Source organism: Streptomyces sp. NPDC000878 (genome assembly GCF_053599695.1).
Map to the genome: position 1 here is coordinate 103,087 of NZ_JBSFMT010000014.1, position 11,999 is coordinate 115,085.

General features: G+C 70.2%; 9 protein-coding genes. 6 read left to right on the forward strand and 3 right to left on the reverse strand.

Annotated elements, in window-relative coordinates:
- Positions 1-102 precede the first annotated feature (102 nt).
- The 3 genes from ACWDR4_RS15590 to ACWDR4_RS15600 all read left to right on the forward strand — a co-directional run bounded on the left by ACWDR4_RS15590 (position 103) and on the right by ACWDR4_RS15600 (position 5,337).
- A complete protein-coding gene (locus ACWDR4_RS15590) occupies positions 103-867 on the forward strand; it encodes a DeoR/GlpR family DNA-binding transcription regulator (protein WP_450408757.1) in 765 nt (254 codons plus the stop codon).
- A complete protein-coding gene (locus ACWDR4_RS15595) occupies positions 864-2,201 on the forward strand; it encodes a 6-phospho-beta-glucosidase (RefSeq protein ID WP_450408758.1) in 1,338 nt (445 codons plus the stop codon). Before ACWDR4_RS15590 ends, ACWDR4_RS15595 begins: the two co-directional genes overlap by 4 nt.
- Positions 2,202-2,283: 82 nt before the next feature.
- Positions 2,284-5,337: an alpha-mannosidase gene (locus tag ACWDR4_RS15600; RefSeq protein ID WP_450408760.1), complete on the forward strand. Its 3,054-nt coding sequence runs from the start codon at positions 2,284-2,286 to the stop codon at positions 5,335-5,337.
- A gap of 211 nt (positions 5,338-5,548) precedes the next feature.
- Here the strand turns inward: ACWDR4_RS15600 and ACWDR4_RS15605 are convergent, their stop codons facing one another.
- Positions 5,549-7,249, reverse strand: a complete 1,701-nt coding sequence (locus ACWDR4_RS15605) for a carbohydrate binding domain-containing protein (RefSeq protein WP_450408762.1) — start codon at positions 7,247-7,249, stop codon at positions 5,549-5,551.
- A gap of 158 nt (positions 7,250-7,407) precedes the next feature.
- On the reverse strand, positions 7,408-8,571 hold the full coding sequence (locus ACWDR4_RS15610; protein ID WP_450408764.1) for an ATP-grasp domain-containing protein: 1,164 nt from the start codon (positions 8,569-8,571) through the stop codon (positions 7,408-7,410).
- 365 nt (positions 8,572-8,936) lie between these two features.
- On the opposite strand from ACWDR4_RS15610, the gene ACWDR4_RS15615 reads away from it, so the two are divergent.
- A complete protein-coding gene (locus ACWDR4_RS15615; RefSeq protein ID WP_450408766.1) occupies positions 8,937-9,845 on the forward strand; it encodes a metallophosphoesterase family protein in 909 nt (302 codons plus the stop codon).
- Entirely contained in the window at positions 9,793-10,566 is a 774-nt protein-coding gene (locus tag ACWDR4_RS15620; protein WP_450408768.1) for a 4'-phosphopantetheinyl transferase family protein, read from the forward strand. Before ACWDR4_RS15615 ends, ACWDR4_RS15620 begins: the two co-directional genes overlap by 53 nt.
- Here the strand turns inward: ACWDR4_RS15620 and ACWDR4_RS15625 are convergent.
- A complete protein-coding gene (locus ACWDR4_RS15625; RefSeq protein ID WP_450408770.1) occupies positions 10,541-10,768 on the reverse strand; it encodes a hypothetical protein in 228 nt (75 codons plus the stop codon). The two genes, ACWDR4_RS15620 and ACWDR4_RS15625, sit on opposite strands and share 26 nt — an antisense overlap.
- 205 nt (positions 10,769-10,973) lie before the next feature.
- Here ACWDR4_RS15625 and ACWDR4_RS15630 point away from each other — a divergent pair, with 205 nt between their 5' ends.
- Complete coding sequence (locus tag ACWDR4_RS15630; RefSeq protein WP_450408772.1) at positions 10,974-11,984, forward strand: alpha/beta fold hydrolase; 1,011 nt, start codon at positions 10,974-10,976, stop codon at positions 11,982-11,984.
- Positions 11,985-11,999: the final 15 nt, after the last annotated feature.

Consider the following 11,999-nt stretch of genomic DNA (forward strand, 5'->3'; position numbering starts at 1 on the left):
TGAGTTTGATGACCGGAATCGTGCGCGCCTTCGGAAGATTTGGCAAGAGTCGAGCAGAACTGAGCATAGAAATGATTGAAGATGACTAGTACTGTTCAGCGCGTGCTGGCAGAACGACGACATCAACTCATCCTGCGGGCCCTGCGCTCGGGCGGCCCCGCGGCCGTGACCGATCTCTCCGAGCAACTGGGCGTGAGCCCCGCCACCATCCGGCGTGACCTGGTCAGACTGGAGGAGGAGGGCCTGCTCACCCGTGTCCACGGCGGCGCCGTGGTGGAGGAGGGCGACCAGCCCTTCGCCGAGGTCGCCGAGGTGCGCGTCGCCGAGAAGGACGCGATAGCGGCCAGGGCCGCCTCGCTCGTCGCGGACGGCCAGTCGGTGCTGCTCGACATCGGCACCACCGCCTACCGGCTGGCCCGCCAGCTGCACGGCCGCCGGCTCACCGTGATCACCAGCAACCTGGTGGTCTTCGAGGAGCTGGTCGACGACGAGGGCATCGAACTGGTGCTCCTCGGCGGCATGGTCCGGCGCGAGTACCGCTCCCTGGTCGGCTTCCTCACCGAGGACAACCTGCGCCAGCTGCACGCCGACTGGCTCTTCCTGGGCACCAGCGGCGTCCGCCCCGGCGGCCAGGTGATGGACACCACAGTCGTCGAGGTACCGGTCAAGCGCGCCATGATCAAGGCCGCCGACCGGGTCGTCCTCCTCGCCGACCGCGCCAAGTTCCCCGGGACGGGGATGGCGAAGGTCTGCGGCCCGGACGAACTGGACATGGTGGTGACGAACGCGCCGGTGGACCCGGCGACGCAGTCCTCTTTGCAGGAGGCCGGGGTGCAGGTCATCACGGCAGGAAAGGTGCAACCTTGAAGCTGACGATTCTGGGCGGTGGCGGATTCCGCGTGCCGCTCGTGTACGGGGCGCTCCTGGGCGACCACGCCGAGGGCCGGGTGACCCATGTCACCCTGCACGACCTGGACGCGGGCCGCCTCTCGGCGGTCACCCGCGTGCTGGCCGAGCAGGCGGCAGGGGTGCCCGACGCCCCCGAGGTGAGCGCCACGACCGACCTCGACGAGGCGCTCACCGGCGCCGACTTCGTCTTCTCCGCGATCCGCGTCGGCGGCCTGGAGGGCAGGGCGAACGACGAGAAGGTGGCCCTTGACCAGGGCGTCCTCGGCCAGGAGACGGTCGGCGCCGGTGGTATCGCCTACGGCCTGCGCACGGTCCCGGTGGCCGAGGACATCGCGCGGCGCGTGGCCCGGGTCGCCCCCGACGCCTGGGTCATCAACTTCACCAACCCGGCCGGACTGGTCACCGAGGCCATGTCCCGCCACCTCGGCGACCGCGTCATCGGCATCTGCGACTCCCCGGTGGGCCTCGGCCGCCGGATCGCCCGCGTGCTCGGTGCCAACCCCAGCGAGGCGTGGATCGACTACGTCGGCCTCAACCACCTCGGCTGGGTGCGCGGCCTGCGGATCAACGGCCGCGACGAACTCCCGCGCCTGCTCGCCGACCCCGACCTCCTCGGCTCCTTCGAGGAGGGCAAGCTCTTCGGCACCGACTGGCTCCAGTCCCTGGGCGCCGTCCCGAACGAGTACCTGCACTACTACTACTTCAACCGCGAGGCCGTACGCGCCTACAGCGAGGCCGAGAAGACCCGCGGCGCCTTCCTGCGCGACCAGCAGGCCGGCTTCTACGACGAGATGACACGGCCCGACGCCGCCGCCCTCACCGCCTGGGACCGCACCCGCGCCGAGCGCGAGGCGACCTACATGGCCGAGGCCCGGGAGACCGCGGGCGCAGGCGAACGCGACGCCGACGACCTGTCCGGGGGCTACGAGAAGGTCGCCCTCGCCCTGATGCGGGCCATCGCCCGCGACGAGCGCACCACCCTGATCCTCAACGTCCGCAACCGGAAGACGCTCTCGGTGCTCGACGCCGAGGCCGTCATCGAGGTGCCCTGCCTGGTCGACGCCAACGGCGCCCACCCCGTCACCGTCGACCCGCTGCCCGACCACGCCTCCGGCCTGGTCTGCTCGGTCAAGGCGGTCGAACGCGAGGTGCTCGCCGCCGCCGAGTCCGGCTCCCGTGCGACGGCGGTCAAGGCGTTCGCGCTGCACCCGCTCGTCGACTCTGTGAACGTGGCCCGCAGGCTGGTCGACGGATACACCGCGGTCCACCCTGGTCTGGCGTACCTTAAGTAAGCGCTTTCCCCACTCGTATCGGGTCTGCTCGTTTCAGATCTGCTCACATCTGGTCTGCTCGTATCTGGTCTGGAGACTTCTCATGCACGACGAACGCCGGCGGATCGAGGAGCGCGTCCAGCGCCTCCACGACCAGCGGATCAAGGCGGCGATCTACGCGGCCACGGTTCCCTTCGAGGTCGAGGCCTGGCAGGCGCCGGGCGAGCCGGTCTCCTTCGAGGAGGCGTCGGCCGCGACCTACGCGCCCTTCGCCATGGACACCCTCTGGGGCCCGCCCTGGGGCACGACCTGGTTCCGGATGCGCGGACAGGTGCCCGCCGAGTGGGCCGGGCGGCGCGTCGAGGCGGTCATCGACCTCGGCTTCATCGGCGACTGGCCGGGCAACCAGGCCGAGGCGCTGGTCCACCTCACCGACGGCACCCCGCTGAAGGCGGTCAACCCGCTCAACCAGTACGTGCCGATCGCCAACCCCGCCACGGGCGGCGAGGTGATCGACTACCTGGTCGAGGCGGCGTCGAACCCGGACATCCTGGCCGACAACTTCTCCAAGATCACCCCCATGGGTGACATCCTCACCGCCGGCGACAAGCCGATCTACACCTTCCAGCGCGCCGACCTCGCGATCCTGGACGAGGAGGTCTTCCACCTCGACCTCGACATCCAGGTGCTGCGCGAGCTGATGCTGGAGCTGGGCGAGCACGACCCGCGCCGGCACGAGATCACCCACGCCCTGGACCGCGCGCTCGACCTCCTCGACCTGGACGACGTGGCCGGTTCGGCGGCGGCGGTACGAGCGGCCCTGGCGCCGACGCTGGCCAAGCCGGCCAACGCCAGCGCCCACAAGATCTCGGGTGTCGGGCATGCGCACATCGACTCGGCGTGGCTGTGGCCGATCCGCGAGACGAAGCGCAAGACGTCCCGCACCTTCTCCAACGTGACCTCGCTGGCCGACGAGTACGAGGACTTCGTCTTCGCCTGCTCGCAGGCCCAGCAGTACGAGTGGGTGCGCGAGAACTACCCCAAGGTGTGGGCGCGCATCCAGGAGTCCGTCAAGAAGGGCCAGTGGGCGCCGGTCGGCGGCATGTGGGTCGAGGCCGACGGCAACCTGCCCGGCGGCGAGGCCATGGCCCGCCAGCTGATCCACGGCAAGCGGTTCTTCATCGAGCACTTCGGCGTCGAGACCAAGGGCGTGTGGCTGCCGGACTCCTTCGGCTACACCGCGGCCTACCCGCAGCTCGCCAAGCTGGCCGGCAACGACTGGTTCCTCACCCAGAAGATCTCCTGGAACCAGACCAACAAGTTCCCCCACCACACCTTCTGGTGGGAGGGCATCGACGGCACCCGTATCTTCACGCACTTCCCGCCGGTCGACACCTACAACGCCCGGTTCAGCGGCGAGGAGATGGCCCGCGCGACGCGCAACTACCAGGAGAAGGGCGTCGCGAACCGTTCGCTGGCCCCCTTCGGCTGGGGCGACGGCGGCGGCGGTCCCACCCGCGAGATCATGGAACGGGCGCGCAGGCTCGCCGACTTGGAGGGTTCCGCGACGGTCGAGGTCGAGCACCCCGACGAGTTCTTCGCCAAGGCCCGGGAGGAGTACCCCGACGCCCCGGTGTGGGTCGGCGAGCTGTACCTGGAGCTGCACCGCGCCACGTACACCTCCCAGGCGCGCACCAAGCAGGGCAACCGGCGCAGCGAACACAAGCTGCGCGAGGCCGAGTTGTGGGCGACGACGGCCGCACTGCACGCGCCGGGCTACGCGTACCCGTACGAGCACCTGGACCGCCTCTGGAAGACGGTCCTGCTGCACCAGTTCCACGACATCCTGCCGGGCTCGTCCATCGCCTGGGTGCACCGCGAGGCGGAGGCCGAATACGCCCGCGTGGCCGAGGAGTTGGAGGCGCTGACCGCCGAGGCGGTGGCCGCGCTCGGCGGCGGCGAGTCCCGTGCGTTCAACACGAGCCCGTACGACCGGGCCGAGGTGGTCCGCACCTCGACGGGCGTCCCCATGTACGTGGAGGTCCCGGCGAGCGGCAGCGCCCAGCTGGCCGTCGCGGAGCCCCCGCAGCCGGTGACGGTCACGGCCGGCCGGGTCCTCGACAACGGCCTGGTACGGGTGGAGGTGGCCGAGGACGGCACCCTGTCCTCGGTCCGCGACCTGAAGGCGAACCGCGAAGTCCTGGCCGACAAGGGCAACCTGCTCCGCCTGCACACCGACCTCCCGAACTACTGGGACGCCTGGGACATCGACAAGCACTACAAGAACCGCTACACGGACCTGCTCGACCCGACCTCCGTCACCGTGGTCGAGGAGGACTCGCTCCTCGGCGCCATCCGCGTGGAGCGCGCCTTCGGCCAGGGCTCGAAGATCGTCCAGACGATCACCGTGCGGGCCGGCAGCCCCCGGATCGACTTCGAGACGGAGATCGACTGGCACGAGGCCGAGAAGATCCTGAAGGCGGCCTTCCCGGTGGACATCCGGGCGGCGCACTCGTCGGCGGAGATCCAGTTCGGTCACGTCCAGCGGCCCACGCACACCAACACCACCTGGGAGTCGGCCCGCTTCGAGGTCTCCGGCCACCGCTGGGTGCACGTGGCCGAGCCCGGCTACGGCGTCGCGGTCCTCAACGACTCGACGTACGGCCACGACGTCTCCCGCACGGTCCGCGAGGACGGCGGTACGACGACCACGGTCCGCCTGTCGCTGGTGCGCGCCCCGCGTATCCCCGACCCCGGGGCCGACCAGGGCAAGCACCGCTTCACGTACTCGCTGCTGCCCGGCGCGAGCATCGAGGACGCGGTAGCCGAGGGCTACTCGCTCAACCTGCCGCTGCGCGTGGCGGACGCGGCGGGCGCCCCGGAGCCGGTCGTGTGGGTGGACGGTGACGGTGTGACGATCGAGGCGGTGAAGCTCGCGGATGACGCGTCCGGCGATGTTGTCGTGCGTCTCTACGAGTCGCGCGGTGGTCGTGCGGAGGGTGTGCTGTGCACGGGGTTCCCGCTGGCGGGGGCCCAGATCACCGACCTGCTGGAGCGGCCCCTCTCCGAGGCTGCGGTGGAGGGTGACACGGTGGCTGTGACGCTGCGGCCGTTCGAGGTGCAGACGTTCCGGTTGGCTGTCGGCTCCGCCGGTTAGGCGGTTCTTCGGCTGCGGGTCGGTGGGGGCTGGTCGCGCAGTTCCCCGCGCCCCTTAGGTGGGACGGGCGGGCCGTGTTGTTTGCGGCCCCGCCCGTCCCTGTTAACGCGGCCAGAGCCGCCCCTCTCAAGGCGGCCCCGCCCGTCCCTGTCAATGCGGCCCGGTCCGCCGCTCTCAATGCGACCCGACCCGTCACTTTTTCTTCAGCGGCTCAGCCGGTGAAACCGGCCGTGATCGACGTGAACTGCCAGGTGTTCTGGCTGATGCCCGAGCAGTTGCTGACCACTCCGCCGCCGGGGCATGGGCGGTCGCGGTTGACCGACCAGTAGGCGAGGCGGGCGATGTGGTGGGAGTTGGACCAGTCGCGGATCTGGGTCCAGGTCGTCGGGCTCGTCAGCTCCTGCTGGTCGGACAGGCCGTTCATGCCGGAGATGCCGATGTGGGCGTACGCCGTGGCGTCGTCCCAGCCGAACGTCGACCTCAGCTTCGTCTTCAGCCCTTCCGTCGCGTTCACGGTGTTGCCGTACATGTCGGCGCCGCCGCCGAAGTCGAACGGCATGATCGTGAACACGTCGATGTCGGCGCCGAGGGCGGAGGCGCGCTCGATCAGGCGGTTGCCCCAGTAGGTCGGGCCGGTGGTCGTCGTACCGAAGGTCAGGATCGTGCGCAGGCCCGGGTTGTTCGCCTTGACGATCTTCAGGGCGCCCAGGATGCGGTCCTGTACGACCTCGCTCTCGAACTCGTCCGTGTTCTCGATGTCGACGTCGATCGCCTTGAGCCCGTACGCGTCGATCACCTTCTGGTAGGCGCCCGCGAGTGCCTGCGGTGTCGAGCAGTTCGGGCCGAGCTTGTTGCCGCTCCAGCCGCCGATCGACGGGACGATGTCACCGCCCGCCGCGCGGATGGAGTTGATGACGGTCTGGTCGTTGCCGCCGGTCAGCGGGCGGGTGCCGTCCCAGGCGGGGTTGCAGCCGCCGGAGGACAGGATGAACGCCATCGTGAACCACTTGACGCCCGTCGCGCTCATCACCGAGGTCGCGCTCGGCGGGTCGCCCCAGCCGAGGTAGAGGTACGGCGCCGCCTGCTTGAAGCCGGTCCCGCCGCCGCTGCCCGCGTCCGTCGTGACGCTCACGGCGTTGGACGCCGCCGAGACGTTCCCCGCCGCGTCCCGCGCTTTCACCGTGAAGGAGTACGCGGTGCTCGCCGCGAGTCCGCTCACCGTGGCCGTCGTGCCGGAGACGCTCAGCACCTGGTTCGCGCCGCTGTAGATGTCGTACGCCGTGACGCCGACGTTGTCCGAGGCCGCGTTCCAGGCCAGGGAGACCGTCGAGGAGGTCTTGGCCGTGGAGCGCAGGGTGCTGGGCGCGGTCGGCGCCTGGGTGTCCGTACCGCCGCCACCGCCCGGGCCGTCCAGACTGATGTCGTCGGCGTAGTAGGTGCCCTGGCCGTACCAGCCGTGGGTGTAGACCGTGGCCGTGGTCTGCGCGGCCCCCGTGGTGAAGGAGACCGACAGCTGCGCGTACGCCGACGAGGACGTCGTCCAGGTCGAGGGGCCGCCGTCGACGCCCAGGTAGACGTACGAGCCGCGCACCCAGGCACTCAGGGTGTAGGCGGTGTTCGGGCGGACGGTGACGGTCTGGGCGCACTTGGCGTTGTCGCTCGAACTGGCCGCCCCCGCAAGGGACTTGGTGCCGCCGCGCACGGGGGAGGAGACCACCGAGCCGAGGTTGCCGGTGCAGGACCAGGGGGAGAGGGCGCCCGACTCGAAGCCGGGGTTGGTGAGGATGTTGGCCGCTTGGGCTGTGCCTGGCAGGGCTATCGCCCCGGCCAGGGCCAGAGCTGTGGCGCCGAGCAGAGCGAGCAGACGGTGCCGGAGTGATCTTCCGGGATGCGTGAGGTTGACGAAGCGCACAGCGGTCTCCCTGAAGCTATGGGGGTGTTCGGGAGTGCACGGATATGCAAGGGGGTGCGCAACAAAGTTGGTCTGGACCAGTCGGGCTGTCAAGATGTCGAGCGCCGATTGGTCCAGACCGATGTGGGGATGTGGGTGTGCCTGGTGAGGGAGGGGCTTTACGCGGTGGCCGCCGCCGGCGCTCCCGCCGATGTCTCGGCCGCCGCTTCCGCGACCGGCTCCTCGACGGCCACCGGTGCCGGTACGGCCGACAGCATGGACGTGGGCGCCGGGACCTCGTCCGCGTGTGCCGGTACCGACGCCGTGCGCACCGGACGCGGCGCGGAGACGACCGCGTAGTCCTGGCCCAGGAACGGCGGCACCAGGTCGCCCGGGTCCTCGCCGAGCGCCAACTGCACTGCCGCCCAAGGGGCGTTGATACCGCACAGCTGGAGCTGGTGCAGTCCGCCGGCCGGACGGGTGTTGACGTCCATCAGGACCGGGCGGTCCCCGTACATGCGGAACTGGATGTTGCTCAGGTGGTGCAGTCCGAAACCCTCGGCGATGAGCCGCGCGGGCTCCAGCCAGGCCTCGTCGAGGGTGAAGCCGCGCCGCCGGCCGTTCTTGGTTCGGCCGATCGCCATCCGGATGCGCGAGTCGGGGCCGGTGAGGCAGTCGACGGACACCTCGGGCTGCTCCAGACGGGGCATCACCAGCCAGTCGACGCCCTCCTCGGAGTTCCGCAGCACGTCGAGGACCATGTCCAACTGGACGTAGGGGCTGGGGAACCCGTTGAGGTGAGCCATCGAGAAGGGGGTGCGGGTGATCACCCGGAAGCCCACACCGCCCGCGCCCGCCGCCGGCTTGAAGCACGCCTTGTGCCCGTCGGCCTCCAACTGCTCGACGGCGGCGAGGAGTTCGTCGGCGGTGCGCACCCGCCACCACGGCGGCACGGGCACCCCGACCGCCTCGACGGCCTGGTACGCGGTCGCCTTGTCCTGGAAGACGGCCACCGCCTCGGGCGTCGGCGCGAGCAGCTTGGTGCCGACGGCCTCGAAGTCCGCGCGGTGCTCGACGATCGCGTCCTGGTGCAGTCGCGGCACGAACACGTCGATCTCGCGGCGGTCGCACTGGTCGAGCGCGTATTCGACGTATGCGGCGGGGGACAGGCCCTCGGGCTCCATCGCGGCGGTGTCGGCGGCGGCCAGGACGGGGGAGTCGGCGTCCCCGTGGGTGGCGTGGATCTCGACCGCGCGGTCGCTGGGATTTCTCCGCAGCTGTTCAATGAAGAACACGTTCTCCGCGTACGTGCGGTTGAGCCAGACGCGTACGCGAGAGACCATGCAGGGGCCACCTTTCAAGGATCACGGGCACGGCGAAGAAAGGCCGAGCCCGGCCAGGGGAGAGTTGGGAACACGACAAGCCGCCGGGTGCGAACCGGATTTGTGGCGGAAGTGTTGAGGCGATCATAAGGCTCCGCAGACCTTGATACTGCTACGTGCGTGTTACGGAATTGACAGCAGTACACCGTGTGTTGCCTTGTGCACCGGCAGTGGCCCCCTGTAGTGATCTTCGGCGCCGCTCGTGGATCTCCGTGGAGGGGGCTTCCCGGGCGCGGAGAGCCCTACTTGTCCGGTCGCCGGGGATGTGTTCTTGTGGACCGAACGCGCGCCCGCGGGGGCGGAGTTCGGATGCGGAAGGGGCTGGGGTGGAGACGACGGCCGGCGGTGCCGGACAGCTGCTGGCGATCAGCGATCTGCACATCGGCTACCCCGAGAACCGCGCCCTGGTCGAACAGATGCACCCCGAGTCGGACGACGACTGGCTCCTGGTCGCCGGCGACGTGTCGGAGCAGGTGGCCGACATCCGCTGGGTCCTCGAAACCCTCGCCGGCCGGTTCCGCAAGGTGATCTGGGCACCCGGCAACCACGAACTGTGGACCCACCCCAAGGACCCGGTCACCCTGCGTGGCGTCGCCCGCTACGAACACCTGGTCGCCCTCTGCCGTGAGCTGGGCGTGACGACGCCCGAGGACCCGTACCCCGTGTGGGAGGGCCCCGGCGGCCCCGTGGTCGTCGCGCCGCTCTTCCTCCTCTACGACTACTCCTTCCTGCCGCAGGGCTGCGCGACCAAGGAGGAGGGCCTCGCGTACGCGGAGAGCACCGGCATCGTCTGCACCGACGAGTACGTCCTGCACCCCGACCCCTATCCGACCCGCGAGGCCTGGTGCCGGGCCCGGGTCGCGGAGACCGAGCGGCGGCTCGCGGAGCTGCCCGAGGACCTGCCGACGGTGCTCGTCAACCACTATCCGCTGGACCGGCATCCGACGGACGTGCTGTGGCACCCCGAGTTCGCCATGTGGTGCGGCACCACGCTGACCGCCGACTGGCACCGCCGTTTCCGCGTCGCGACCATGGTCTACGGTCATCTGCACATCCCTCGGACCACGTGGCACGAGGGCGTCCGCTTCGAAGAAGTGTCGGTGGGCTACCCCCGCGAATGGCAGAAGCGCCCCGGAGACCCGGGAAGGCTGCGCCGCATACTGCCGATGGAGGTCGGATCCGGTGATCGAGGAGCTGCTTCCGGCCACCGTGGTGGCCGTCGAAGCGCACGGTGACGAGGCTTTCGGCGGCGGGGACGTGGCCGGTGGCCCCGGGATCGGTGGGCCGGGCACCGGTGGGCCAGGGGCCGGTGGGCTCGGGGGCGCGACGCTGTATCCGGAGGAGCAGGCGCTCGTGACCCGGGCGGTGCCCAAGCGCGTGCGCGAGTTCACCCTCGTACGCGCGTGTGCCCGCCGGGCCATGGAGAAGCTCGGCGTGCCGCCGCAGCCCGTGCTGCCCGGTGAGCGGGGCGCCCCGCAGTGGCCGGCCGGGCTGGTCGGCAGCATGACCCACTGCGAGGGCTACTGCGCCGCCGCACTCGTCCGCGCCACCGACCTGGCCTCGATCGGCATCGACGCCGAACCCCACCAGCCGCTGCCCGAGGGCGTCCTCGACTCCGTGGCCCTGTCCACGGAGCGGGAACACCTGCGGGTGCTCGCGGAGGGCGGCCCGGGCGCGCACGGAATCCCCGTGCACTGGGACCGGCTGCTGTTCAGCGCCAAGGAGTCGGTCTACAAGGCGTGGTTCCCCCTCACCGGCAAGTGGCTGGACTTCAGCGAGGCCGACATCGCGTTCACGGCCGAGCCCGGCCCGCACCCGTACGGCACCTTCCGGGCCCGTCTGCTGGTGCCCGGACCGGTCGTCGACGGCCACGAACTCGGGTACTTCGACGGCCGCTGGACTGTACGGCGCGGGCTGCTGGGCACGGCGGTCAGCGTGCCGCACCAGCCTGCCTGAGCAGCTCGAAGAACCTCTCCTCGTTGCCCGTGAGACCCGCCTCCGCGAGGGCCGCCTCCGCCTCCGCGAGGACGGCGGGCGGCACCACGGGTGGTCGGCGGCTGCCCGGCGGCATGTCGAAGGCGGCGCGCACGGTGTGCAGCAGCCTCAAGTAGGCCTGTACGGCGGTGCGCTCACGGTCGGTCAGTACGGCTGTCGGCATCGGTCGGCTCTCCCCGTGTCGGCGTCATTCCTGCATCTCCCAGCTTGCCGCCCGCCACTGACAATCCGGTTCCCGTACGCCTCGGTTCGCTCGCTTAGCGGAGGCGAAACCTCCTCGAAACGCCTTGTGAGAATGGGGTTCTACGCTGAGGGGAAAGGGTTTTCAGCAAGGAGTACGGCGTACAGGAAACGGGGAGGTGAGCGGCGTGACGGACGTCCCGCGTCACGGACCGGCACGCGCGGTACGGCTGCGTCCGGTGGGCGACGACGAACTGGAACTGCGGTACCGCGTCGTGCACGGGTACCGCCGGGCCTTCCGGATGGCGGGCTCGGGCCCCGCGCTCGTCCTGATCCACGGCATCGGCGACTCGTCGGCGACCTGGGCCGAGCTGATCCCCGACCTCGCCCGCAGCCACATCGTGATCGCCCCCGACCTGCTCGGCCACGGCGCCTCCGACAAGCCGCGCGCCGACTACTCGGTGGCCGCCTACGCCAACGGCGTGCGCGATCTGCTCACCACCCTCGGCATCGAGTCCGCGACGCTCGTCGGACACTCGCTCGGGGGCGGGGTGGCCATGCAGTTCGCCTACCAGTTCCCCGAGCGCACCGAGCGGCTCATCCTGGTCAGCGCGGGGGGTGTGGGGCGCGAGGTCAATCCCGTCCTGCGGGCGGTGTCGCTGCCCGGTGCCCATCTCGCGTTGTCCGCGCTGCGGTTGCCGGGGATGCGGCTGCAAGTGGGGCTTGTCGTACGGCTGATGAAGCTGCTGGACACGGATCTCGGGCAGGACGCGCCGGAGTTGCTCACGTTGGTCGATGCGTTGCCCGACGAGACGGCGCGCAACGCCTTCATCCGTACGCTGCGGGCGGTGGTCGACTGGCGGGGGCAGGTCGTGACCATGCTCGACCGGTGCTATCTCACCGAGGGCATGCCGACGATGCTGCTGTGGGGGGACCGGGACAGTGTGGTGCCGGTGCGGCATGCGTATGGGGCGCATGAGGCCATGCCCGGTAGTCGGCTGGAGATTTTCGAGGGGGCGGGGCATTTTCCGTTCCACAGTGATCCGGCGCGGTTTGTGGAATTGGTGGAGGAGTTCACCGGGGGGAGTGCGCCGGCTGACTGGAGTCGGGAGCACTGGCGGGAGTTGTTGGTTGATGGGCGGCCCGGGCAGGTGGTGGAACAGGGCTTGCGTGAGATGAGTGAGCGGAGTGCGACGTAGTTTCTCGGGTGCGGC